General features: G+C 38.9%; 22 protein-coding genes, 8 tRNA genes, 1 rRNA gene and 1 other annotated feature. Of the genes, 8 read left to right on the plus strand and 23 right to left on the minus strand.

Features of this window, described 5'->3' with window-relative positions:
• Positions 1 to 109 precede the first annotated feature (109 nt).
• Positions 110 to 550 (minus strand): OsmC family protein, encoded by a 441-nt coding sequence (locus BZZ03_RS06575; protein WP_086582814.1) that lies wholly within the window; start codon positions 548 to 550, stop codon positions 110 to 112.
• A gap of 120 nt (positions 551 to 670) precedes the next feature.
• Positions 671 to 900, plus strand: a binding site (T-box leader).
• Between the two features lie 68 nt (positions 901 to 968).
• Here BZZ03_RS06575 and trpS point away from each other — a divergent pair.
• The 8 genes from trpS to lpdA all read left to right on the plus strand — a co-directional run bounded on the left by trpS (position 969) and on the right by lpdA (position 9,801).
• Positions 969 to 2,000, plus strand: coding sequence for a tryptophan--tRNA ligase (gene trpS / locus BZZ03_RS06580; RefSeq protein ID WP_019292148.1), 1,032 nt, complete (start codon positions 969 to 971; stop codon positions 1,998 to 2,000).
• A gap of 17 nt (positions 2,001 to 2,017) precedes the next feature.
• Complete coding sequence (locus tag BZZ03_RS06585; protein WP_086582815.1) at positions 2,018 to 2,656, plus strand: HD domain-containing protein; 639 nt, start codon at positions 2,018 to 2,020, stop codon at positions 2,654 to 2,656.
• 11 nt (positions 2,657 to 2,667) lie between these two features.
• A complete protein-coding gene (locus BZZ03_RS06590; RefSeq protein ID WP_086582816.1) occupies positions 2,668 to 3,438 on the plus strand; it encodes a glycerophosphodiester phosphodiesterase in 771 nt (256 codons plus the stop codon).
• A 204-nt stretch (positions 3,439 to 3,642) separates the two neighbouring features.
• Positions 3,643 to 4,638 carry a lipoate--protein ligase gene (locus BZZ03_RS06595; protein ID WP_019292151.1) on the plus strand — a complete coding sequence of 332 codons (996 nt, stop codon included), beginning with the start codon at positions 3,643 to 3,645 and terminating at the stop codon, positions 4,636 to 4,638.
• 31 nt (positions 4,639 to 4,669) lie between these two features.
• A complete protein-coding gene (locus tag BZZ03_RS06600) occupies positions 4,670 to 5,794 on the plus strand; it encodes a thiamine pyrophosphate-dependent dehydrogenase E1 component subunit alpha (protein WP_003133590.1) in 1,125 nt (374 codons plus the stop codon).
• 2 nt (positions 5,795 to 5,796) lie between these two features.
• Entirely contained in the window at positions 5,797 to 6,777 is a 981-nt protein-coding gene (locus BZZ03_RS06605) for an alpha-ketoacid dehydrogenase subunit beta (RefSeq protein WP_003133589.1), read from the plus strand.
• Complete coding sequence (locus BZZ03_RS06610) at positions 6,770 to 8,356, plus strand: 2-oxo acid dehydrogenase subunit E2 (protein WP_019336064.1); 1,587 nt, start codon at positions 6,770 to 6,772, stop codon at positions 8,354 to 8,356. Before BZZ03_RS06605 ends, BZZ03_RS06610 begins: the two co-directional genes overlap by 8 nt.
• A 23-nt stretch (positions 8,357 to 8,379) precedes the next feature.
• On the plus strand, positions 8,380 to 9,801 hold the full coding sequence (lpdA, locus tag BZZ03_RS06615) for a dihydrolipoyl dehydrogenase (protein ID WP_019292153.1): 1,422 nt from the start codon (positions 8,380 to 8,382) through the stop codon (positions 9,799 to 9,801).
• 34 nt (positions 9,802 to 9,835) lie between these two features.
• On the opposite strand, the gene recO is transcribed toward lpdA, so the two are convergent.
• The 22 genes from recO to BZZ03_RS06725 all read right to left on the minus strand — a co-directional run bounded on the left by recO (position 9,836) and on the right by BZZ03_RS06725 (position 25,682).
• Positions 9,836 to 10,594, minus strand: coding sequence for a DNA repair protein RecO (gene recO, locus BZZ03_RS06620; protein WP_019336065.1), 759 nt, complete (start codon positions 10,592 to 10,594; stop codon positions 9,836 to 9,838).
• Positions 10,595 to 10,779: 185 nt separating this feature from the next.
• A tRNA-Lys gene (locus tag BZZ03_RS06625) sits at positions 10,780 to 10,852 on the minus strand.
• A 554-nt stretch (positions 10,853 to 11,406) separates the two neighbouring features.
• Positions 11,407 to 11,480, minus strand: a tRNA-Asn gene (locus tag BZZ03_RS06630).
• Positions 11,481 to 11,482: 2 nt separating this feature from the next.
• A 5S ribosomal RNA gene (gene rrf / locus BZZ03_RS06635) occupies positions 11,483 to 11,598 on the minus strand.
• 2 nt (positions 11,599 to 11,600) lie between these two features.
• Positions 11,601 to 11,674: transfer RNA gene (locus BZZ03_RS06640), tRNA-Ile, on the minus strand.
• Between the two features lie 39 nt (positions 11,675 to 11,713).
• Positions 11,714 to 11,784 (minus strand) — tRNA-Gly (locus BZZ03_RS06645).
• Positions 11,785 to 11,787: 3 nt separating this feature from the next.
• Positions 11,788 to 11,860, minus strand: a tRNA-Phe gene (locus BZZ03_RS06650).
• 22 nt (positions 11,861 to 11,882) lie between these two features.
• Positions 11,883 to 11,956 (minus strand) — tRNA-Met (locus BZZ03_RS06655).
• Positions 11,957 to 11,965: 9 nt separating this feature from the next.
• A tRNA-Ser gene (locus BZZ03_RS06660) sits at positions 11,966 to 12,055 on the minus strand.
• A 5-nt stretch (positions 12,056 to 12,060) separates the two neighbouring features.
• Positions 12,061 to 12,132, minus strand: a tRNA-Glu gene (locus BZZ03_RS06665).
• Between the two features lie 225 nt (positions 12,133 to 12,357).
• Positions 12,358 to 14,403 carry an ATP-dependent zinc metalloprotease FtsH gene (gene ftsH / locus BZZ03_RS06670; RefSeq protein ID WP_003133580.1) on the minus strand — a complete coding sequence of 682 codons (2,046 nt, stop codon included), beginning with the start codon at positions 14,401 to 14,403 and terminating at the stop codon, positions 12,358 to 12,360.
• Positions 14,404 to 14,515: 112 nt separating this feature from the next.
• Positions 14,516 to 15,055 carry a hypoxanthine phosphoribosyltransferase gene (gene hpt, locus BZZ03_RS06675; protein ID WP_003133579.1) on the minus strand — a complete coding sequence of 180 codons (540 nt, stop codon included), beginning with the start codon at positions 15,053 to 15,055 and terminating at the stop codon, positions 14,516 to 14,518.
• Complete coding sequence (gene tilS, locus BZZ03_RS06680; protein ID WP_086582817.1) at positions 15,048 to 16,301, minus strand: tRNA lysidine(34) synthetase TilS; 1,254 nt, start codon at positions 16,299 to 16,301, stop codon at positions 15,048 to 15,050. Before tilS ends, hpt begins: the two co-directional genes overlap by 8 nt.
• A complete protein-coding gene (locus tag BZZ03_RS06685; protein ID WP_086582818.1) occupies positions 16,298 to 17,599 on the minus strand; it encodes a serine hydrolase in 1,302 nt (433 codons plus the stop codon). Before BZZ03_RS06685 ends, tilS begins: the two co-directional genes overlap by 4 nt.
• The gene (locus BZZ03_RS06690) at positions 17,580 to 19,016 is read right to left on the minus strand and encodes a 4-hydroxyphenylacetate 3-hydroxylase N-terminal domain-containing protein (RefSeq protein WP_086582819.1); all 1,437 of its coding nucleotides are present in this window, start codon (positions 19,014 to 19,016) and stop codon (positions 17,580 to 17,582) included. Before BZZ03_RS06690 ends, BZZ03_RS06685 begins: the two co-directional genes overlap by 20 nt.
• Positions 19,013 to 19,294 (minus strand): S1 RNA-binding domain-containing protein, encoded by a 282-nt coding sequence (locus tag BZZ03_RS06695; protein WP_019292435.1) that lies wholly within the window; start codon positions 19,292 to 19,294, stop codon positions 19,013 to 19,015. The genes BZZ03_RS06690 and BZZ03_RS06695 overlap by 4 nt, the downstream gene beginning before the upstream one ends.
• On the minus strand, positions 19,291 to 19,662 hold the full coding sequence (locus tag BZZ03_RS06700; protein ID WP_019335920.1) for a septum formation initiator family protein: 372 nt from the start codon (positions 19,660 to 19,662) through the stop codon (positions 19,291 to 19,293). The genes BZZ03_RS06695 and BZZ03_RS06700 overlap by 4 nt, the downstream gene beginning before the upstream one ends.
• A gap of 27 nt (positions 19,663 to 19,689) precedes the next feature.
• The gene (locus BZZ03_RS06705) at positions 19,690 to 19,962 is read right to left on the minus strand and encodes an RNA-binding S4 domain-containing protein (RefSeq protein WP_017370095.1); all 273 of its coding nucleotides are present in this window, start codon (positions 19,960 to 19,962) and stop codon (positions 19,690 to 19,692) included.
• A gap of 121 nt (positions 19,963 to 20,083) precedes the next feature.
• Complete coding sequence (mfd, locus tag BZZ03_RS06710) at positions 20,084 to 23,569, minus strand: transcription-repair coupling factor (RefSeq protein ID WP_086582820.1); 3,486 nt, start codon at positions 23,567 to 23,569, stop codon at positions 20,084 to 20,086.
• On the minus strand, positions 23,566 to 24,138 hold the full coding sequence (gene pth, locus BZZ03_RS06715; RefSeq protein ID WP_086582821.1) for an aminoacyl-tRNA hydrolase: 573 nt from the start codon (positions 24,136 to 24,138) through the stop codon (positions 23,566 to 23,568). The genes mfd and pth overlap by 4 nt, the downstream gene beginning before the upstream one ends.
• Positions 24,139 to 24,247: 109 nt before the next feature.
• On the minus strand, positions 24,248 to 25,363 hold the full coding sequence (gene ychF, locus BZZ03_RS06720) for a redox-regulated ATPase YchF (protein ID WP_003133569.1): 1,116 nt from the start codon (positions 25,361 to 25,363) through the stop codon (positions 24,248 to 24,250).
• A gap of 115 nt (positions 25,364 to 25,478) precedes the next feature.
• Positions 25,479 to 25,682 (minus strand): DUF951 domain-containing protein, encoded by a 204-nt coding sequence (locus BZZ03_RS06725; protein ID WP_014024078.1) that lies wholly within the window; start codon positions 25,680 to 25,682, stop codon positions 25,479 to 25,481.

Raw genomic sequence — 25,682 nt, forward strand, 5'->3', positions numbered from 1 at the left:
CCTCTTGTCTTGCTCGAAAGGTTATACACATGTTTACAACTTTATTTTTGTACAAAAAAAACATGTGGAAAGATATGGAGGCACCTTTCCACATGTTAATAACTGTAGTTTAAATTATTAATTCCGCATCAAGTTCAATAGGAACTGATGCTAAAGCTTTAGAAACCGGACATGTTGCTTCGATTTCTTTTGCTAACTTTTGGAATTCATCATCAGAAATTCCAGCAATTTTAGATTGGTTTTTCAGATGGATTTTTGTAATCGCAGGACCATCGGCTGTTACCGCAAAAGTAACATCTGCTTGGGTATAGATATTATTGACCTTGTAACCTTTTTCGCTTAAAAGCAATGAGAATGCCATGCTGAAACAAGCAGCATGTGCTGCACCCAAAAGTTCCTCAGGGGTTGTTATTGATGCCGAATGCTCAGCGCGCGCTTCAAAATTATAAGGTGTATCAGTAAATACTTGTGAAGAATCTAGACTGATGGTACCTGAACCATTTTCTAAATCTCCTTGCCATTGTGCTGATGCTGTGGATACATTTGCCATATTTTTCTCCTTTTTTATATTATAAATAGTTAGTTTGCCTATATTCTCAGTATAGGATTTTATTATAGCCTTTTCAAGAGATTGGGCTCAGACTTATTTGACATTATTTGAAAATAAATGTAGAATTTGTACTATCAGAAGAGTAGCTTTTCAAAGAATTCTTTAGGAAGTTGACGGTTGTGCAAGTCAATGTTTTCAGAAAAGTGAATGGACTGATAATAACAAAAATGATTTTAAGCAATATAAATCACGGCTGCTCCCGTTAACAAAGCACTCGTTCCTAGGACGAGCTAGAGGAAATTCTTTAGGAATTTCGAATTACGGTGGTACCGCGTGCTAACGCCCGTAAAGTATTTTTACAATGCTTTACGGGTTTTTTTGTTATAAAAATTTGTACATCAAGAAGGAGAGAACTATCATGAATAAACCTACAATCTTAACTGGCGATCGCCCTACGGGCAAACTCCATATCGGACATTATGTTGGCTCACTTAAAAATCGTGTGCTTCTACAAAACACAGGAAAATACAACATGTTTGTTTTCCTTGCCGACCAACAAGCACTCACCGATCATGCTAAAGAACCAGAAAAAATTATCCAATCTGTTGGAGACGTGGCTTTAGATTATTTGGCTGCTGGCCTCGATCCAGAAAAATCAACCATTTTTATCCAGTCCCAAATTCCTGAATTGGCTGAACTTTCAATGTATTATATGAATTTAGTCTCTCTAGCACGACTTGAACGTAATCCTACAGTTAAAACAGAAATTGCTCAAAAAGCCTTTGGTGAATCTATTCCTGCTGGCTTCTTAGTTTATCCTATCGCTCAAGCCGCAGATATTACAGCCTTTAAAGCCAATCTGGTTCCTGTAGGAAATGACCAGAAACCAATGATTGAACAATGTCGCGAAATTGCCCGTTCTTTCAATAATGCATATAACTGTGACGTTTTAGTTGAACCTGAAGGACTTTATCCAGAAAATGAAGCGGCAGGACGTCTTCCTGGGCTTGATGGGAATGCAAAAATGTCTAAATCACTTGGTAACGGCATCTATCTGGCTGATGATATGGATACGCTCAAAAAGAAAGTGATGAGTATGTACACAGATCCCGACCACATCAAGGTTGAGGATCCAGGTAAAATTGAGGGCAATATGGTCTTCCATTATCTTGATGTTTTTGGACGTGAGGAAGATGCTACTACTATTGCTGAGATGAAAGAGCATTATCAAGCTGGGGGCTTAGGAGATGTAAAAACTAAACGCTATCTATTGGATATTCTCGACCGTGAACTCTCTCCAATTCGTGAACGCCGCATCGAATTCGCTAAAGACATGGGCGCTGTTTATGATATGCTTCAAGCGGGCTCTGAAAAAGCACGCGCTGTTGCTGCAAATACCTTATCTGAAGTAAAATCAGCGATGGGTATTAACTACTTTGATGCTAAATAAAAAGAAGGCAAGAACTTATGACAACTCAAGAAAAAATTGCCGCATTTGCCAAGAAAATCCATGAGAATAACAATGATGGACATGGCTTTGATCACGTCAGTCGCGTTGTCAAGCTCGCAAAGCAAATTCTTGCTACTGAGCCCCTTGCAGATTCGGATTTAGTTATTGCTACGGCCTACCTGCACGACATCTATGATGAAAAGCTCTGTGCCAATGTTACCAAACAAAAACAGGACCTTGCAGCCTTCTTAACTTCCTTAGATTTTTCCAAAGAGAATCAGGATAAAATCTTTTACATCATTGACAATATGAGTTACTCTACTAACCTTTTGGAGAAAAAAGAACTTGACATCAATGGTCAAATCGTCCAAGATGCCGACCGTCTTGATGCGATGGGCGCTTGGGGCATTGTGCGGACTTTAGAGTATGGCTGGGCCAAAGGTCGCATCTTTTACGACCCACAAATATTACCCGAAAAGTTTGAGAATAAGCATACTTACCACCAAAACCAAGGCACAACACTCAATCATTTTTACGAAAAGCTCTTTTTACTCAAAGATTTATTGAACACAGCACATGCTAAAAAATTAGCTGAGAAAAGAGATAAAATTATGCATGATTTTGTCACGGCTATCGAAGATGAATACAATATTTAGAAGGAAAAGATATGGACTTAGAGAAAAATGATTCTTATATGAAAAAACAGAATACTTGTCTTATTTTTGCTCACCGTGGCTCAAAATGTAACCGACCTGAGAATACGTTAGCCGCCTTCCAAGAAGCTCTTCGTGTCAAATCAGACGGTATTGAACTCGATGTCCATCTGTCTAAGGATAATCAATTGGTCGTCATTCATGACGAAAGAGTCAATCGGACAACCTCTGGAAAAGGACGTGTCCGTGACTTAAGACTGGCAGAACTTAAACAATTAGATGCTGGCTCTTGGTTTGATAGCCGTTTCAGGGGAGAACGTATTCCTACATTACAGGAAGTTATAAATCTGCTGACGAAAGAGAACTTTACAGGCTTCTTAAACATTGAGTTTAAGACCGACATTATTGACTACCCAGATATCGAAGAAAAAGTATTGGAGTTGGTTGCTCAACAAACTCTTCCATTTACAATCATCTATTCTTCTTTTAATGTCAATACACTTCAGCGGCTTCAGGATCTCGGTGTAAAAGATGAAATAGCCTACCTTGCAGGTAAAAAATTACAGAAGGTAAGCCTAAATAAAGTAGAGAACTTTATGTCCAGTCTTCATTTGAAAAAAAAGTATGTTTTAAAGTACCCCGAACTTCTAGCTTCTGATCATCGGCCAATCCGGCTCTGGGGGATTGATTCGGAAACGGACATGCGCTATGCCTTTCAGCATAATATAGCAGGAATTTTTACAGATTTTCCTGAAAAAGCACGACACATCAGGCAAGATTTATAAAAATTATTGAACTCATAAAAAAACATGCCAATGCATGTTTTTTTACATTCATAACTTCACAAATTTTTCAAAGAAATAGCATAATATTCAATTATGATAGCGGAGTCATTTTTCTTTACATTCTATTTCACAAGGGATATAATGAAACTATATGTGTTCAATGTCAAAGACATTTGACATATATTTTTAATGGAAGGAGAATCTATGCAATATATCAATTATCTCGGGCAGGATGCCTATACTAACATTGCGATGGATTCTTGGTTATTAAACAATCTGAAAGCAGACGAACCCGTATTTTCCCTTTGGCAAAATAAGCGTGCTGTTATCGTTGGACGTAACCAAAATACTTTTGCTGAGATAAACCAAGATTATATTGATCAACATGATGTACAAGTTGTACGTCGCGTATCTGGTGGTGGTGCTGTCTATCATGATGAGGGAAATATTTGTTTTACATTTTTTGTTCCCGTAGCCAGTTCAGCCCAGGTCAACTTTCATCAATTCGTGAAACCCATGTATGATGCACTTCGCTCCCTTGGTATTGAAGCCGAAATTACTGGAAGAAATGATTTAGAAATTTCGGGGAAAAAAGTTTCGGGGAACGCTCAACGTTACGCTGGTGGTTACCTTATGCACCACGGTACTTTACTTTGGGATACTGATGTGGAGGCGATGATCCGCTCACTGAATGTCTCTGACGAAAAGTTTGTCTCTAAGGCTGCTAAATCTGTCCGCGCACGTGTCGGGAACATTAAAGACTTTGCCCCTGACTTAAACTTAGATACTTTTATCGATGCCCTCAAATACTATTTGACGGACCAAGGTAAAGATGGTGAATATATTCTGAGCGATGAACAGCTGGCTGGTATAAAGGTTGCACGTGATGAACAATTTTCAACTTGGGATTGGAATTATGGTGAAAGCCCTAAATTCAGTTTCAACAACCATGCCAAATTTACTGGTGGATCAATTGATATCCAAGTTGACGTTGATAATGGTCTGATTACTGATATTAATTTCTTGGGGGATTTCCTTGGTGTCCGTGACTGGCGTGATATCAAACAAGATTTTATCGGTCTTCCGTTTAATCCAGATGCTGTCTATGAAGTTTTAGAGAAAAACAAAGCAGGTCAGTATTTTGGAACAATTGAAAACAACGAACTTTCACAGCTTTTTAGAGCTGATGAATTAGTTTAAAAACAAGAATGAAGAAGAAAGTGAGATATTTATGTCAAACAGCACAAAAATCCTCGATTTCAAAGAACAATTAGAATTACAAGATAGCGCATTTCCAACGCTTCAAATCTTAGACGAAAATGGAAAAATCGTTGACGAAGAAGGCCTTAAACGTGCCGATCTTTCAGATCAAGATTTAGTAGAACTCTTTAAAAACATGCTTCTTAGTCGTCAAATTGACATCCGTTGCATGAAGCTTGCTAAGCAAGGCCGTATGGGATTCTTTGGACCAACTGCAGGTCAAGAAGCTTCTCAAATGGCTTCTGCTTTTGCATTCACTGATGAAGACTGGCTTTTCCCAGGTTATCGTGACTTGCCACAAATTTACGCAAAAGGTTGGCCAATTTGGAAGGGGCTCCTCTGGTCTCGTGGTCACCAACTCGGTAACGAATATACAACAGACGAAGGTGCGGAAGTAAAATCTTGGTTCCCACAAATCATCATTGGTGCTCAATATGTTGAAGCTGCTGGTGTTGCTTTGGGCCTTAAAAAACGTAAAAAAGATGCAGTTGCCTTTGTTTACACAGGTGATGGTGGTTCATCTCAAGGTGATACTTATGAAGGTATCAACTTTGCTTCTGCTTACAAAGCTCCTCTTGTTGCTTTTATCCAAAATAATGGTTATGCAATCTCAACACCACGTGAACTCCAAACAGCAGCACCTCACTTGGCTGCTAAAGGTTGGGCAGCTGGTGCGCCATCTATCGTTGTAGACGGTAACGATGCAATCGCTATGTATTTGGCAGCTAAAGAAGCTCGTGCTTGGGCTGTTGCTGGTAATGGACCGGTAGTTATTGAAGCTCTTACTAACCGTTTGGAGCCACATTCAACAGCTGGTGATGATCCACTTCGTTACCGTAGCCAAGAAGGACTTGATGCTTGGTGGGCAAAAGAGCCATTGCTCCGTATGCGTACTTACTTGACTGAAAAAGGTATCTGGGATGATGCTCAAGAAGAAGCTTATATCGCAGAACTTGATGCTCGTATCGATGCAGACATCAAGAAAGCAAATAATGTTGAAAAACAAAAAATCTCAAGCTTCTTGAAAAACACACTTGAAGTACCTAGCCAAGTGATGGCAGAACAAATTGCAAAATTTGAAAGTGAGGGCAAGTAAACATGGCAGTAAAAACTTATATTGCAGCAATCACAGAAGCGCTTGACTTGGCGCTTGAACGTGACGAAAACACATTGATCTTCGGTGAAGACGTTGGACAAAATGGTGGGGTATTCCGTGCAACCGACGGACTCCAAGCCAAACACGGAGAAGACCGCGTCTTCAACACACCTTTAGCTGAATCTGGTATTGGTGGTTTAGCAATTGGTCTTTCAACTCAAGGCTTCCGCCCTGTTATGGAAATCCAATTTGGCACATTTGTGTATGAAGTTTTTGACTCAATTGCTGGACAAATGTCTCGTACACGTTACCGTTTTAACAACACACGTCATAACCCAATTGTTATCCGTACACCTTATGGTATCGGTACAAAAACACCTGAAATGCATGCCGATTCTATTGAAGGGCTCTTTGCTCAAATTCCTGGACTCCGTGTTGTTATGCCTTCAAATCCGGCTGATGCTAAAGGTCTCCTTTTGGCAGCCATTGAAAATAATGACCCTGTAATGTACCTTGAAAACTTACACCTTTATCGTTCTGTTAAGGGTGAAGTTCCAGAAGGTTATTACACAACACCTTTGGACCAAGCAGTGGTTGCTAAAGAAGGTTCAGACGTTTCAATTATCGCTTATGGTGGTACAGTTCCTTTGGCTATCAAGGCTGCTGAACAACTCGAAAAAGAAGGTGTTAGCGCTGAAGTTCTTGATTTGCGTACTGTTTCACCACTTGACATCAAATCAATCGGTGAAACAGTTGAAAAAACTGGACGTGTTGTTGTCGTTCAAGAAGCTCAACGTACAGCTGGTATTGCTGCTAACGTTATGGCGGAAATTTCAGAACGTTTCGTTCTGTCACTTAAAGCACCTATCGGCCGTGTAGCGGGGCCAGATTCTATCTTCCCATTTGCTCAAGCCGAAAATGACTGGGCAATTAAAGCTGACGATATTGTGAAAAAAGTGAAAGAGGTAGTAGATTATGACTGAAATTTTTAAAATGCCTGATATCGGCGAAGGCATGCACGAAGGCGATATCGCCAACTGGCTTGTAAAAGTCGGAGATGTCGTTAAAGAAGACGATCCAGTAGCCGAAGTACAAAACGACAAATTGATGCAAGAAATTTTGTCTCCTTACTCTGGTACTGTAACAAAACTTTTCGTTGAAGCTGGAACAACTGTTGAAGTTGGCGCTCCACTTATCGAATATGATGGAGATGGCTCAGGTGAAGCTGGTACTACTGAAGCATCTCCCGCTGCTGCTTCTGAAGCTCCTTCAGGTGATGCTCAAATCTTCACTATGCCTGATATCGGTGAAGGTATGCACGAAGGCGATATCGCCAACTGGCTTGTAAAAGTCGGAGACGACGTCAAAGAAGATGATCCTGTTGCTGAAGTACAAAACGACAAATTGATGCAAGAAATCTTGTCTCCTTACTCTGGTAAAGTTACAAAACTCTTTGTTGAGGCTGGAACAACTGTTGAAGTCGGCGCTCCACTTATCGAATACAATGGTAATGGTTCTACAGCTGCCGCTACTCCAGCTCCTAAAGCTGCTCCAACAACAACTGCCGATACAGCACCTTCTGCTCCTAAAACTGAAGGTGGTGCTACAACACGTACTACCGCAGACGGTCGCGTTCTTGCGATGCCATCTGTACGTCACTATGCGCGTGAACACGGTATTGACTTGACTCAAGTTCAATCTACAGGTCGTCATGGACACACAACCTTGGCAGATGTCAAAGCCTTTGCTTCTGGCGCAGCTGCTCCTAAAGCCGCTGCTCCTGCGGAAGCTAAGCCAGCTCCTAAGGCTGATGCAGCTAAACCTGCTGCTCCTAAACCAGCTCCAGCTCCTGTACAAGCAGCTGAAGGTGATCGTCGTGAGCCAATGACGCCAACACGTAAAGCCATCTCAAACGCGATGAGCACACAAAATGCAAATATTCCAGCGGTTACTAACTTTGACCAAGTGGAAGTTTCTAAACTTGTTGCTCACCGTAAAGAATACAAAGAAATTGCGGCTAAACAAGATGTTAAACTTACTTACCTTGCTTACGTGACTAAAGCCTTGGCTGCTACAGCTAAGAAATTCCCAGAAATTAACGCATCTATCGACGGTACGGATATTGTTTACCATAATGATGTAAACATTGGTATCGCCGTAAATGCGCCAAGCGGACTTTATGTACCTGTGATTAAAAATGCAGATAAGAAATCAATCTTTACTATTGCTAAAGAAATTTCTGAACTTGCTGAAGCTGTACGTACTGGTTCTATCAAACCAGACCAAATGCGCGGTTCAACAATCACAATTTCAAATATTGGTTCTGCCCGCGGCACTTGGTTTACACCAATCATCAATGGTTCTGACGTTATGATCCTTGGCCTTGGTTCAATCGTTAAAGAACCAATCGTTAACGCTGAAGGTGAATTAGCTGTTGGTCAAAACATGAAGCTTTCTGTAAGCTACGACCACCGTCTCATCGATGGTATGCTCGGACAAGGTTCATTGAACTATCTTAAGAGTCTTTTAGCTGATCCAGCTTACATGCTCATGGAAGTTTAAGAAGAAAAGAGGAAAGAATAATTATGGTTGTTGGTGCACAAGCCACTGAAGTAGATACAGTTGTCATCGGATCAGGCCCTGGCGGTTACGTTGCGGCGATTCGCGCGGCTGAACTTGGTAAAAAAGTTGTTGTTATCGAAAAAGATAACGTAGGTGGGGTATGCCTTAATATTGGTTGTATCCCTTCAAAAGCCTTGATTAACGTGGGACACCACTATCAAGACGCTCTTAAACAAGAAGCAGGCAAAAGTCCCTTTGGACTTTCTAACGGTGAAGTAAATCTTGATTGGGCAGCTGCTCAATCATGGAAAGATGAAAAAGTTGTGAAGCAACTCACTGGCGGTATCGCAATGCTCCTGAAAAAGCATAAAATTGAGTTGATTAAAGGAACAGCTGAATTCATCGATAATGAAACAATTAACGTGGAGCAAGAAGACGGCTTCCAATTGTTGAACTTCCAAAATGCAATTATTGCTACAGGTTCACGTCCAATTGAAATCCCAAGTTTCCCTTACGGCGGACGCATTATTGATTCAACAGGTGCGCTTAATCTGAAGGAAATCCCTAAACATTTGATTATCGTTGGTGGTGGTGTTATCGGTTCTGAACTTGGTGGCGCCTACCGTATGTTAGGTTCTAAAATTACTATTGTTGAAGGATTAGATCACATCTTAAATGGTTTTGACAAAGAAATGTCAGACATCATTGCTAACCGTGTAAAAACTGCTGGTTCAGAAATCTTCACTTCTGCTATGGCAAAATCTGCGACTCAAACAGATACAGATGTTACTTTAACTTTCGAAGTAGATGGTAAAGAACAAACAGTTACGGGTGACTACTTGCTCGTATCCGTAGGTCGTCGTCCAAATACTGATATGCTAGGTCTTAACAACACTGACGTTAAGCTTACAGATCGTGGCCTCATCGAAGTCGATGACTCATTCCAAACTTCTGTACCGCACATCTATGCTATTGGTGACGTTGTTCCTGGACCAATGCTCGCACACAAAGCATCATTCCAAGCGAAGATTGCTGCTGCTGCCATTGCGGGCGGAGAAGACGCTGTGGACTTGCATATCGCTCTTCCTGCTGTTGCTTATACAACAACAGAGTTGGCTACTGTAGGTGAAACACCTGAATCTGTAAAAGATCGCATGGATCAAGTTAAAATCAGCAAATTCCCATTTGCAGCTAACGGACGTGCTATCTCAATGGACGATACAACAGGTTTCATCCGTTTAATTACAGAGAACAAAGAAGGAGCCGTTATTGGTGCTCAAATCGTTGGTCCTGGAGCTTCTGACTTGATTTCAGGTCTTGCTCTTGCGATTGAAAATGGTTTGACTTCAAAAGATATTTCCTTGACTATCCAGCCTCACCCAACACTTGGTGAAGCAATCATGGATACAGCTGAAATTGCTGATGGATTACCTATCCACGTTTAAAAGAATAAAAAAAGCATTCATCTGAATGCTTTTTTTATTCTTTCATTATGTCGGCCCAATCTTTCATTCCATCTAAAAACTTTTTAGATTTCAAATGAATACCGACATATTCGTCGTAGATACCATCAATAAATAAACGTATCTTTTCTTTCATCTCTCTTTTAACAGATATTTTCTCGAGTTGATCTAAAGATATTTCCTGAAAGAGATTGACCAAATAAAGAACGTTAGGATCCAGATGTAAGCGACGCATATCCTCATCAAAATGATTTTTGCAAAGGCAAGCGTTGAATTTATAGGAATAATCAAAAGGACCTTGCTTACTATGGCAAAAAGCACATTCCGTACAATTTAGAGCAACTCCAAAACGACTTAAAACTTGGATTTCAAAAATATTGGTAATGATTTCTTTATCAAAACCTTGATCCAACAAGTCCATACACTTAATCACGAAAGCATAAAGAGAAGAATCATATTGGTTATCCGGAATTGCTGCATCGGCTAGACTAATAATATAAGAAGCATGAGCATTAAGGAAGATATCCTCACTGATATGCTTGTAAGTTACAGCTTCACTCACATCATCAAGAAAGGAAAAACCTTCATCATTGATTGTTCCCATCAAACTTGCAGCTGTAAAGTTTTGTAAACTGCTGGCATATTTAGAACGTGCAAAATTTTTAACAAAAAACATACGCTTGCCAAAAGACTCAGTAAAAATCTTGACCAACTTATCCTTTTCACGATAATTTTTAGTATACAGGACGAGCCCACGGGTTTCAACACTCTTCATTCTTATATTGTAAAGCCAGAGGTCTATCTTTGTCAAGAGACTTATCCTATTGCACCTACAGCTAAGGCTGTTACTCAGATAAGCAAGATAGCATTACTATTATTAAAATAGCTTCAAATCTTATATCATCTTAATTCGATATAAAAAACAGCCTCATCCTAAAAATGAGACTGTTTATTTTATAGTGCCCCCTGCAGGGCTCGAACCTGCGACCCATAGATTAAGAGTCTACTGCTCTACCAACTGAGCTAAGGAGGCTATTCACATGTAATAACTTACTTTATTAGTATAGCACTTTCAGTAAAAATTGCAAGAATTTTTGTATTTATTTCTCTCATCCTTCAAGGCTCCATATGAGCTCTTTTAGCTTCTTTTGCAGAACCTTAGTAAAAAGATATGTGAAACAAGTTAAGAAAGCTCACAATGGCGTTTTATAGCCTTTTGAGTTAATAACTAAAGATACTAAGAGAATGACTTTATTTGTAAAAAAAATTTATAAATACACAAAAAAAAAACACTGATTGAATGCCGTATGCTTACTCCAGTATTGAACCCGCCAAGAAGCCAGGTGGGTGTTCTCGCTTCAGATCAGCTGCTCTTACTTTATTCAGAGTCTTAACGCTATCGAATGTCTCTTGAACCCCTATGCAATACAAATATAGTCGGTCAAAAATTTGAGTAAACTCGCACATTCCAGTGCTTTTCTATATACATATACTAACATGTTCCGAGGTCTTTTTCAAGTAAAAGAGTTAGCGGTTTCATCAGTAGTATATAAAATAAAAAAAGACAACCCTTAGATTGTCTTGGGACTGCGGATGTCAGACTCGAACTGACGACATCATGATTAACAGTCATGCGCTACTACCAACTGAGCTAATCCGCAATACTTGGCATCTACCTTATCTCACAGGGGGCAACCCCCAACTACTTCCGGCGTTATAGGACTTAACTTCTGTGTTCGACATGGGAACAGGTGTATCTCCTATGCAATGAATACCAAATATGGGAACACGAGGATTTGAACCTCGGACCCCTGCGTTATCAACACAGTGCTCTAACCAACTGAGCTATGCTCCCTCATATTTGAAATGTTTTTCATACTTTTATAAAAAACAAAGCGGGTGATGAGAATCGAACTCACAACATCAGCTTGGAAGGCTGAGGTTTTACCACTAAACTACACCCGCAAATGGCGCGAGACGGAATCGAACCGCCGACACATGGAGCTTCAATCCATTGCTCTACCAACTGAGCTACCGAGCCAAAAATGTAATTCAATAATTAATTGCGGGAGCAGGATTTGAACCTACGACCTTCGGGTTATGAGCCCGACGAGCTACCTAGCTGCTCCATCCCGCGATAATAAAAAGGAGGATGTGGGATTCGAACCCACGCACGGTTTTACCCGCCTGACGGTTTTCAAGACCGTTCCCTTCAGCCGGACTTGGGTAATCCTCCAAAAATAGTCCGTACGGGATTCGAACCCGTGTTACCGCCGTGAAAAGGCGGTGTCTTAACCCCTTGACCAACGGACCATCTTATTATTGCGCTGTCCTCTCGAACAGTACTTTTCTATTATACACTAATTTAGAAATATGTCAAGAATAAACTGTAGTTTTTCCAAAATAATTTCTTTTTAATTCGTGTTTAGATAGAACTTGTTGAGTGACAACTATATTAGTATACCATATTTTTATTTTTTGTCAAAGAAAAACTCGAATATTTAGATTATAAATATCCGAGTTTAGAAAAAAACAGTCTTATTCGACTGTTTTATCTTCTTTATTTTCATTAGCTGCTTCTTCTTGAGCTTTATTTGCATCTTCAAGGACTTCCTCGAATGATTTTGCTTCTACAGGCTCATTTTCGTGTTCGATAACATCATCCGGCATTTTACCTGTCTTATAAAGAGACATGATTTGTTTAGCATCCAATGTTTCGTATTTAAGAAGGGCAAGCGCAATAGCTTTATGTTGTTCACGGTGAGCTTCGATAATCTCAACAGCTTTATCGTAAGCTTCTTTCGTAATTGCACGGATTTCTTCATCAATAGCTTGTGCTGTAGCTTCTGAGTAAGTTTTTGTTTGTCCGTAATCACGTCCAATAAATACAGCTTGACTGCCTTCGTAACTGATTGTACCCAGTCTTTCTGACATACCGTATTGTGTCACCATACCACGAGCGATACGCGTAGCTTGTTCAAAGTCATTTGAAGCGCCTGTCGTGATAGCATTAAAGATAATTTGCTCAGCGGCACGGCCACCCATAAGACCTGCAAGGTTTTCTTGCATATCTTCTTTTGAAAGAAGGAATTGATCTTCCTTAGGAAGAGCAATCATATAACCACCGGCGCGGCCACGTGGAACGATCGTAACTTTATGGACAGTATTAGCATTTGAAAGGACCAAACCAACGATTGTGTGCCCTGCTTCATGGTAAGCCACCATTTCACGTTCACGTTCAGAGATTTTCTTGTCCTTCTTAGCTGGTCCTGCAATAACACGGTCTTGTGCTTCATCAATATCTGAAGCATCGATAACTTTTTTATCACGACGTGCGGCCACGAGAGCAGCTTCATTAAGGACATTTTCAAGATCGGCTCCAACAAAACCTGGGGTTTGTTGTGCAACAACTTTAAGGTCAACACTTGAATCAAGGGGTTTGTTTTTCGCATGCACACGAAGTACAGCTTCACGACCTTTAACATCAGGGGCGCCAACAAGTACTTTACGGTCAAAACGACCTGGACGTAGCAAAGCTGGATCGAGAACGTCTGAGCGGTTTGTCGCTGCGATAACAATAACAGAATTATCATTGTCTTGGAAACCATCCATCTCAACCAAGAGTTGGTTAAGTGTTTGTTCACGTTCATCATTACCACCGCCAAGACCAGCGCCACGTTGACGACCGACAGCATCAATTTCATCAATAAAGATGATTGATGGTGCTGTCTTCTTCGCGTTTTCAAAAAGGTCACGTACACGGCTGGCACCGACACCGACAAACATTTCGACAAAATCAGAACCAGAAATAGAATAGAAAGGAACGCCAGCTTCACCGGCAACAGCTTTTGCAAGCAAAGTTTTACCTGTACCTGGAGGGCCCTCTAAAAGAACACCCGCAGGGATACGTGCACCAAGATCATGGTATTTTTTAGGATTTTTGAGGAAATCAACAACTTCGACAAGTTCTTGTTTTTCTTCTTCTGATCCTGCAACGTCTGCAAAGCGAACTTTTGAAGTTTTAGCGTCTTGTTGCTTCGCTCTAGATTTACCAAAGCTCATTGGATTGCCGGCACCGCCGCCACCACGTGAGCCCATTCCGCCCATCATTAGCCAGAAGAAGCCGACCATGAGAAGCATTGGTAAGATGTATGAAAGAATTTGGATCCACATACCGCTTGTTGAAGCTGGAACGACACTCACTTGGATTCCTTTTTCTTCTGCTGCTGTTTGGACACCTTTAATCACACTATCTGTAGGGATAATAAGCGATTGGAAATTCGTTACTTTAGAATTGTTGCCTGGTAAAAATGGAAGGTTGTTATTACCTTCTACAGGTTTGGGATCCTTGTATTCGCCAGAAACTGTAAACAGACTATCACTAGGCTGCATTTTCAGTGATTTAATATTACCGTCTTTAATGTCACTCATCAATGTAGAGTAGCTGATTTTATCAACGTTAGATTGATTGCCACTAAAGAAAGCATTAATACCGAAAACGATGACGATTACAAGCAAGACCCAACCTAGAGTACTTTTAATAAAGCCTCCGTTTTTATTGTTGTTAGGATTTGGATTGTTCATATTTTCTTCTTTGCCTTTTATTTTTTTATCTCTTAGTTATAGCATACTTACGTATCTTTTGCTATTAGTAAGCCCTATCATGAGCATTTTTCATACTTTGGTATGAGTTTTTTTATTTGTTATAAACTTCTTCTTTTAATACACCGACATAAGGGAGGTTACGGTAGTGGTTATCGAAATCAAGTCCGAAACCGACAACGAATTCATTTGGAATTGTAAAGCCAGTATAATCTGCATCAATTTCCACAACACGTCCTTCTGGTTTATCCAAAAGTGTTACGATTTTAACGGTCGCCCCACGGTGTTCGAGAAGCTCTTTCAGATATTTCAAAGTACGGCCAGTATCGATGATATCTTCAACAATAATAATTTCTCGTCCAGTTACAGGAGTAGCCACGTCAAGAAGCAACTTTACTTCACCTGAAGACTCTGTTCCGCCATGATAGCTTGAAACGGTCATGAAATCCATTTCCAATTGGATATCCATGCGTTTAACTAATTCCGCAAGGAAGGGAACTGAGCCACGTAAAATGCCTAGAAGCAATGGATTTTTGTCTTTATATTCATCAGCAAGAATTTTTCCAAGTTCAATCGTTTTACTCTGGATTTCTTCTTCTGAAATGAGTACTTTTTTTATGTCTTTTTCAAGCATTATCAATATCCTCTCTTATAGTGGGTTTGACCCACAGCGTCCTTTTCATTTTATCATTTTTAAGGGCTTTACTCAAATCTGAAACAGTTAAATCAGTGATAGCATAGATATCTTTCTCAACTAAAATTAAAAGATTTTCGCGCTTTTCCAATGGAACATGTTGTTCAATAAAAAATTTCCGCAATTTTTTATGATGTCCATTTATCAAAATATAATCCCCTGGCTGACGCTTCCTTATTTCAATTTCACCTTCCATTGGAAGATCAACACGCATGAAACTGGCATCTTTGGGATCATTCTCCCTTATTTCGATTTCTTTTTTAGGGAAAGGTTGATTCGGAACAATCATGAAATACTGGTCATTTTTCACAAAAAAATAGGCGCTAGATAGTTCCGAACGGTATTGCTGCGGACGCTCAATAATCCATAAAAGTTCTGAAAATTTTGCTTTGGAAACCTGCAGGTCAGGGAATTTTTCTAGATATTCTTGAAGGATAAAATGTTGCAAAGCCTTTGATTGTCTGAAAAAAAGTTTGAGATTGATTTCGTCCTTGATAATTTCTAACTCTGCTATCTTATCTTTGATTACTGAAAAAGCCAAGGTAATTTCTTGCGACATACTTACAATTGCCTCAGAAAACTGTGGATTTTCCTGTGTAAGTGCTGGTATATATTGATTACGTACACGATTGCGCAAATAATCCGTTCCTGCATTTGTTACATCCTCAAAATATTCCTCCGCATCAAAATCATCTTTACTAAAAGTGAGTAAAGGACGAATTAATTCACCGGAACCAAAGGCCTGACGTTCAGGAATTCCGGTCAAATGGCGTAAACGTCGTCCTGTAATTTCGCGCATGAGGACTGTTTCAACTTGGTCGCCTTTGTGATGCGCTGTGACCAAAGCAGTACAGTTTTTATCTGCCATAACTTGACGAAAAAACTCATAACGCATGTTTCTTCCTGCTTCTTCACTGAATTTCTCATCAGAATCGTAATGAGCAACTTCCAATTCAATCTGGAGATCCGCCATTTTTTGCTTCAGTTGTTCTTCTTCCCAATCTGCAACATCGCGTAAACCATAGTTTACATGTGCTGTAAACAGTTCAACCTCAAGTTCTTTGCGGTAAGTATAAAGCCAATTGAAAAGAGTCATTGAATCTTTCCCACCAGATAAGGCAACTAAAACGCGTCTGTGCTCTTTAAAGAATTCCTTTTGTTGAACCAGTTTTAGAAATCTATTCATTTGAGTACCTCATAGACATCCTTGGAAATTTGAGAAATGATCTTGTCACTACCACCTTTTGTTTCTACCACCAAGATATAAGGTTGATTTGTAAAAACAATAGCTGCATCATGATTGTAAGCATCAGCAGCACCAATTTTATGAGCAACACGAACATTTTTAGGTAAACCTGCCTGTATTTTTACATCGTCAAATTGTGTATCAAATAGAGCATTGAAGGAGTAACCTCCTTCATTATACAGAGCTTCGAGCACTCTTCCGGTCATTTCAGCTGAGGCTTCTCGCTCAACCGGATCCCAAGCTTCCCCTGCGATTTTTGTAATCTCATTTCGAAAAGCTGGAGAAAATTGTCCCGTTTCATAGTAGGCTAAAAGATTGCTTCCCACATTATCCGAGTTTTTTGCTGTCCGATCGATAACTTCTGATAAGGAATAGCCTTTATTATCAGCTATAACTGGTAGTGTTCCTGTTCCTCCAGCTTCAAATGAACCTTTAAATGTATTAATTGCAGTATTATATAGCAATTTGTCGCTTAAGGTTGCTTGACCTTCATTTAAGCGCTTTTGTGTCCAATACAATATCGGAAGCTTCGATAAACTCGCTGCATACATCTTTTGCTTTTGGTTGACACCTATTGTAAATGAGTTGTCCAGTTGTTTAACATAAATAGAATACTTTGAATCGTCATACTTTTGCTTCAACATCTCTTGAGCCTGAACCATCTTAGGGTCTTCAAACTTCAAGTTTTCCTTGCTAACCCATCCTGTTTGTCCCCCATTAAAGATAACCTCATAATAAGTGCCCCAATGAGTTGTGGCGACTTGATTGGTAAGCAGTTTTTGACCACCTGAAAGTTTTGTGTAAACTTCCTTGTCATAAGTCGTAAACGGATTATAATAAACTTCAGCTGTCTTTGCTGTATAAACACTTATCTTTTGCTCTTCTTTGTTCAGTAAAACATCTGAACCTATCATTTTCGGATCTGCTTTGACAAAAGTATGATTGGCCAATTCAAACATATTTTCTTTTAAATTTATAATTTCAAGCTGTTTCTGCCTCGGAAATTCCCCGATTTTTTGTGTCATGGCTACATCTTTGTAGGCTATTACTTGGGTAAGCGTCACGGCACGAGAAGGTATGCTTGTATAGTAATTTTCCTTACTTTGTGTTAAGCTTTTTACTTTGGAATCAATGCTTACATTTTGATTCTTCTGCGGCAAGATAAAAAAGGCTGGCATGAGCATTATAATCATTACCAACCAAACAGCTATATTCATTTCATTCTTCAGTTTTTGCATTTTCTAAAACCTTATCAATCATATCGTATGCTTTACTTAAGTCTGCGGTTTTCCAGTGCATATTCTTAATCCACATTGGATTACCACCGTGCAGAAATTCATAAGTTCTTTGCCGTTGGCCAAAAGATTCGCCAGTAATATCCCAAGCTAAATTAAGCAGAAGTGCACGATCCTCTGCCTGAAGCAATGGACTAGTCATACTTGCTTTCAAAAGGTCAGCTATTTCGGAATTTTCAAATTCTCGAAAATCTGGCACGCCAACAATTGAGCCACTAGCAAATTCAGCAATGGCCCGAAGAGCTTCATCATAATACTTTGTTAAACTCGCACGAACGGCAAGTAAAACTTGCATATTTGGTTTTAAGACTTCATTTTCTATCTGTGCAGTATATTCACTCGCCAGAATACTGGATTTAATCATTTCCAAATTTACTGTTAAAGTTCCTAAAATCTCTTGCACACGCAAAAACTCAGTTAAGCCTAATTTTTCTGCTAAGCGTACAGCTAAGCCTGTTACAAATTCTAACTTCACATAGCCGCGAACTTCATCTTGATGTGCCGTATGTACAAAAAATCCTGAACCTTCAAAGAATGCATTCGACAAGGCAACATCACCACAAACAAAAAGACGTTCATTTGGGATAAAGACATCATCAAAAATGATAAACGCATCCATCTCGTCAAAAGATCCCGAAAGGGGATAATCTTTGAGAGAAAATTCCTCTCGCATTGTGGATTTACGACAGACAATCTTCACACCTTCAGTCGCTAAGGGAACAGAAAAAGCCAGAGCAAACTTTTTATCTTCAGCTGAGAGACCCGGCAAGTTAAAGACCATCAATTCATCAGCTAAAGGCGCCAAAGTATTAACCTGTTTGGCACCACGAACAAGAACACCATCTGGACGCTCTTCTTTGATCCAAACTGCTGCAAATTCTTGCCCTTCTTCAAGCAAGGTATTCAAATTTTTCGAACGATCCACTTGAGGATTCTGAATTGCATGGGAAACGAATAAGTCTTTCTCCTTAACACCTTCTCCCCATTTTTTAGCATTTAGTGCATAATTCGTGCGTTGATCTGCTCCTAGAATATCAGCATAATAATCAAGAACAGCAATGCCCGTATCAATAAAATCAGGTGTACGTCCTAGCATACCAAAGCTTTCACGCGCCACATCCTCATAAATCTTACGTTTTTTGGCCAAATCCTCAATACTTTTAGGTGGAAGAAACATCGTAGGATGCTGAATACCCTTTTCATCATACATATGCCCTGCTTTTTCGTTTTGCAACTCGTAATAACGTTGAATGTATTTTAAAGTCCGTGCAAAAACTGGTTCTGCTGTAAAATCTTCAATTCGTTTTCCTTGATAATATACAGCACGTCCGTCATTCAAGTTTCCGTCTTTTGTCGTCATAATCTTTTAAGGTTCCCGTTTTTTGTGCTTAAATCTCTCAGCCGATCTTCAGTTTCTTCCAAAAAACTCCCAAAAGTTTCTTTAAAATCTTTTTCGATAAAAGATAGTTCTATTTTTCCATCTTCACGTTCCTTCAAAACTTCCACTTCAATAAGATCGCCTGCTTTAAATTTTATCTGTCTTTTAGGTATATTCGACCACCGTAAAAGACCTGTTTTTGAATCAGAAAAAAGGACAAAAAGTCCAAATTTACTGATTGATTTTATTTTTCCAATCACGGCTCTATCCCACCATTGACAAGTTCTGGAATGCTAAAAACTTTCTCATTTGCTTGGGAATCATCTAATTTAGCACGCGCATATTTTGCTAAAAAGGTTGGATCTTTGAGTTTACTGATATCTGAACTTTTAAGGGCTAAATCGTGGTCCAATGCTGCATTTTTCTGTGCAGCTTGAGCCTCCATTGCAATTTGTTTTTGTAAATTTTGATAAGACTGTACCACACTGATAGTTGCTAAGCTAAAAAGCAACATTGCTCCAATCAAAATAATACCTAGATGTTTCCGTCGAGGTAGAGGATGGGAGTTTCTTTCTGTTTGTTTAGCATTCGTATAATCATTTTTCAAATGAATAATTTGTTTGTCCATTTTTCCTCCGAAAAATTTATAGCTGAATTATAGTTCAGTATCTGCAGTAATCCGTGTTTCACTCAAAATTTTATACATTTTTTCTGCGTCTTCTTTACGCGTGAATTCTTTAAGTTCTAGAACACTTACTTCTACAATCTTGTTTCCAAAGCGAATTTCAATGACATCATCAAATTTAACATCACTTGAAGATTTCGCTATTTTCCCATTGATCTTAATTCGTCCCTTATCAGCAACTTCTTTAGCTACAGGGCGACGTTTTATCAGACGAGAAACCTTTAAAAATTTATCTAATCTCATAGTGGTTATTATAACACACTTCAAGCCTTTTGAAAAATCACTTGAAATTATTTTTAGAGTCGTTAAAGGCTTTTAAATAAAGAGTTCTCTAAAATAAAAGAATAATGTTTCATATGAAACATTATTCTTTTTCGTGCTTATCTCTTAATTCTGAAAGTTTTTCAGTAAAATTCATGATTTCACGTAGAAGAACAACATCTTTTCGATTTTCAATTTTAAAACGAAAAGTCATTTTTCCTAGCTTCTCACCCACACTTGCTTTTAAGTTTGTTTCAGACAAAGCTTCAAAATACTCTTGTGGATCATACATCGTATTGGCTGATTTAGCCATTATTAGCACAACTTCAAATTTATTTTTTTCGATTTTTTCAACGAGAGCATTATCCGCAAATGTTTTCAATAACCCAATTTCTAACAAGTAGGCAACCTCATCCGGATACTCTCCAAAACGGTCCATCATCTCATCTTGTAGTTCTTCATAGTTTTTTCGAGTATCCACTTGGCGAATACGCTTATAAATCTCAATTTTTTGTCTTTCATCACCGATATAATAACTTGGAATAAAAGCATCTAAGCCAAGCATAATTTCCGCATTGGTCTTCATCTTAATCTTATCGCCACCCATACGCTTATGGACTGCTTCTTCAAGCAATTGCGAGTAAAGTTCAAAACCAACCGAATCAATAAAGCCAGATTGTTCTGCTCCCAGCAAATTTCCTGCGCCTCGAATTGAAAGATCACGCATTGCAATTTTGAAACCTGAGCCAAGTTCTGTAAAGCCCTTGATTGCTTCTAAACGCTTTTCTGAAACTTCAGATAAGATTTTTTCTGGTTTATACATAAAGTAAGCATAAGCAACTCGACTGCTTCGGCCCACGCGCCCCCTTAATTGATACAGTTGCGATAATCCCATCATATCGGCATTTTCAATAAAGAGCGTATTGGCATTTGGAATATCAACCCCTGTTTCAATAATCGTCGTTGCCACTAAGACATCATATTCATTATTTATAAAATCCATCAAGGTATTTTCTAATTGAATTTCTGTCATCTGTCCATGAATATAGCCAATTCTTGCCTCAGGTATCAACTCTTCCAGTTGGGAAACTTTTTGCTCAATACTGTCTACTCGGTTATGAACGTAGTAAACCTGCCCACCACGCGAAATCTCCCGAAGTACAGCATCACGTACAACTCCATAATTTGTTTCCATTACATATGTTTGGACAGGATAACGGTTTGTTGGTGGCGTTTCAATGACTGATAAATCACGAATACCTAACATTGACATATGCAAGGTTCTCGGTATAGGTGTTGCGGTAAGTGTCAAAACATCAACCTGTGTTTTTAATTCTTTCAAACGTTCCTTGTGTTTGACACCGAAGCGCTGTTCCTCATCAATAATCATTAAACCCAAGTCAAGAAATTCGACATCCTTGGATAAAAGACGATGGGTACCAATGATTAAGTCCACGCGTCCTTTCTTTAACTTATCCAAAATCTCCGTTTGTTGAGCCTTGGTTTGGAAACGACTCAAAACAGCAATGTTTACACCAAAGTTTACAAAGCGTTCCATAAAGTTATTATAGTGTTGTTCCGCTAAAACAGTGGTTGGTACTAAAACGGCGACCTGTTTACTGTCATTAATTGCTTTAAAGGCTGCACGCATTGCAACCTCTGTTTTCCCAAAGCCAACATCTCCCACTAATAGTCGATCCATCGGGCGCTCAAGTTCCATATCCTTTTTGATTTCACTAATTGAGCGCAACTGGTCTGCAGTTTCTGGGTAAGCAAATCCATTGTCAAATTCTTCCTGGTTAACATCATCCACAGAAAAAGCATGACCTTTTAAAGCTTGTCTTGCCGAATACAGCTTGATCAGGTCCTCAGAAATATCTTCGACTTGTTTACTTACAGATGACATCGTTTTACGCCAACGGCCATCATTAAGCTTATTTATCTTGGGAGTTTTTCCCTCAGCCGCAGAGTATTTACTTAATAGATTCAGATGGTCGACTGGAACCGATATCGTATCACCATTTTGATATTGAATCGTCAAGTAATCACGATGCATTCCTGATACTTCAATGGTTTGAATACCTAAGTATTTCCCTATCCCGTGATTTTTATGTACAACGTAATCACCAACTTCGAGTTCATTGTAATCTTTTAGACGTTCTGCATTAGTGATATTTAAACGCCGTGTTTTTTTCTTTCTTGCTTTACCAAAAATTTCTGACTCAGTAATAACAACAAGTTTCTCATCAATAAAATTAAAACCATTGTTAAGATTTAAATTCAAAAGGTTTATTTTTCCTTTTTGAATTTCATCAGTGGATACCATTTGAAGCTCTAAATCTAGTTTCTGGAGCTCCGAACGTAGTTTCTCAGAAGACACAGCCAAAACAACTGTAAAACCCTGCTTTACAAACCTGTCAACTTCGGTGTAAAAGAGTTCCATTTGCCCAAAGAACTGCTGCATCGAATGTTGATTAAAATTATATAAAGCATCAAACTTTATATTACCTAAGCCTTTTTGAAAATTCGAGAAAAAACTTGCCGGTTTGTGAGAACGTAACTTAGAAATAACATCTAAAAGATAGGTTTGTCCTTCAAAAGAGCGTCCCATACTTTTTTCCGAAACAATAAATTCTGCAAGTTCTTGTTCTGTTTTATTATTGGCTTCGTTAATTTTTTGAAAATCATCAATAAAGATTTGAATATTTTTCGGAAAATAATTCAAAAGAGAGGCTGGCTTTTCGTAAAAATATTCTGCAAACTTACGTAAATCTTTATGATAGTAATGATTTTCCGCTGCTGCAATCACTTCTTCAAAATAAGATTGAGCTGTAGGATCGGTTACATTTTGTAGCTGAGCACTTAATTTTTTTACACCTTGCTCAAATTCCCAAGGCATTAAAATAAAATCGCTTGCCGGATATATTTCTACTTGATCCATATTTTCGTGCGAGCGTTGTGTCTCACTATCAAAGGCACGAATCGTATCTACTTCGTCGCCAAAAAATTCCAGCCTTAAAGGTTGAGCTGCATCGAGTGGATAAATATCCACGATGTCACCACGTTGTGAAAACTCTCCAGGTACCATCACACGCTGTGTCTTCTCATAACCGGCACTGGCTAATATTTCGAGTAGATTTGTCATCTCAAATTCATCACCTTGAGTCAGGAGGAGATAGTTTTCTTGAAAATTATCAGGGTGAGGCAAGAGCGAACGTAAAGCCATAAAAGGAACGACCAAAAATCCTGTTTGCTGTGTATCAAGCAGGAAATTTAGAGCTTCAAGTCGATATGCTGTCCGGTCTTTACTTGCTATTGCAAATTCAGCATAGACATTGTCATCTGAAAAAAATTGGTAAACCTTCTCATCTTCAACAAGATTAGTCAGTTCATCATAAAGTTCGTTTGCGTGGTATTGATTATCAGTGACAATCACGTACTTATCCGGATTATTCTCATAAGCATTAGCCATAACCATCGCCTGAGCAGTTCCAGATAGACCGGTTAAAAGCGTACGCTCTGCTTTTGCAAAACTTCTCTGCCATGATTGTAAATCGTGGTTTTGATCAAAAAATTCGTTTATTTTCATTGTCCGTTAAATTTATTCATTGCTTGTGAAAAATCATTTGATTCAATATAGAATTTAACTGCCTCTACAGCCTTGTTTATGCCGTCCTGTGCAATTTCTACATTTTCTTTATCAAATTTAGATAAGACATGTGCAACTACTGTTTTTCCATGTTCTGGACGTCCAATCCCAATTTTTACTCGGTTGAACTGCTCTGTTCCTAGATGAGTGATTGTTGACTTTATTCCACGTTGACCACCTGAAGAACCTTTTTGACGCAGTCTCACGCGTCCAATAGCCGAGTCCATATCGTCAACAATGACCGTTAAATCTGCTGGATCCAGATTATAGTAAGTCAATAAAGGTTGGATGGCGCGTCCTGATTCATTCATGAAGGTTTGCGGTTTTACTAGAAAAACTTTTTCACCATTAACGAAAGTAGAAGCAACTTCAGCCATAAAGGTTTTTTCCATGTTAAAGTTTACACCATAGTCTTTTGCAAGTAAATCAACAGCCATAAAGCCCATATTATGTTTGGTTTGCTCATACTTGTCGCCAGGATTTCCTAGCCCTACAATCATTTTTGTCATTTTTTCTCCTCTTTCCCAAAAATAGCAAAAGGCTGATTCATACAAATCAGCTCTTTTTAGTTATTGTAAAACTTTTTGGCTCATAGGCTTAAACGCTTGGGGAACTATCTTACACGTTAAAGCGGAATTCCATGATATCGCCATCTTGTCCCACATATTCTTTACCCTCTTCACGTAAACGTCCTGCTTCTTTAACAGCCTTTTCACTACCATATTTCATCAAATCATCATAAGACATGGTTACAGCACGAATAAATCCTTTTTCAAAATCACTATGAATGACTCCTGCCAATTGAGGAGCTTTCATGCCTCGCTTAAAGGTCCAAGCACGCACTTCTTTTTCGCCAGCTGTAAAATATGTGGCAAGTCCAAGTAAGTGATAAGCTGCTTTTGTCAATTTATCAACACCAGATTCTTCTAAACCGAGTGCTTCAAGAAACTCTGCTTTGTCCTCATCATCAAGTTCGGCAATTTCTTCTTCAGCACGTGCTGAAATAACAACAACCTCTGCATTTTCAGTCGCTGCAAATTCACGAATTTGTTTCACATATTCAATGTCATCTGGTGCACTTACTTCATCTTCACCTACATTAGCGACATACAGGACAGGTTTTGTAGTAAGTAGGAATAGCTGTTTGACAACTTTTTGCTCTTCTTCATCAAATTCTACTGTTCGCGCAGATTTTCCATCTTCCAAAACTGGCTTGATTTTAGACAAAACATTGAATTCTGCTACCGCATCTTTATCCTTAACCGTACGTGCGACTTTTTCAACCCGCGCATAGCGTTTGTTTACGGATTCCAAATCGGCCAAAATCAACTCTAAATTAATTGTTTCAATATCTGCCAATGGATCAACGAAAGAATCCTCACGGTTATTTTCGCGCATCACGTTTTCATCATCAAAAGCACGAACCACGTGTACGATTGCATCAACCTCGCGAATATTCGCAAGGAACTTATTACCCAAACCTTCACCTTTAGAGGCACCTTTTACAATACCTGCAATATCTGTAAATTCAAAAGTTGTAGGAACAGTCTTTTTAGGTTTGATTAATTCTGTGATTTTAGTCAAGCGTTCATCGGGAACTTCAACCATACCTACATTAGGCTCGATGGTTGCAAAAGGATAGTTTGCTGCTTCAGCACCCGCTTTTGTAATTGCATTAAAAAGAGTAGATTTTCCGACATTAGGAAGGCCGACAATACCTGCTGTTAAAGCCATATTTATTCATTTCTCCGTCAAATTTTATAGTCATCCAATTATACCGTAAATCATGAAAAAAGACAAAAAAGCATATTCTATCAAGTTTTTTAGAAGTCCAAACAAAAAGTTGTGACTACTTTGTCACAACTTTTTTTATTTTTTTATTGAAATCATTACGGTTCATCATAACGACATGATCACAATTCGTACATCGAATTTTGATATCTGCACCCATGCGAATTATTTCCCAACTGTTTGCTTTTTTTCCCGTTGATTTGATTGTACAAGCATGTGGTTTCTTCATTTCAACAATTGATCCTAATTGATAGTCTAACAT

The sequence above is a fragment of the Lactococcus petauri genome (assembly GCF_002154895.1).
Lineage (GTDB): Bacteria > Bacillota > Bacilli > Lactobacillales > Streptococcaceae > Lactococcus > Lactococcus petauri.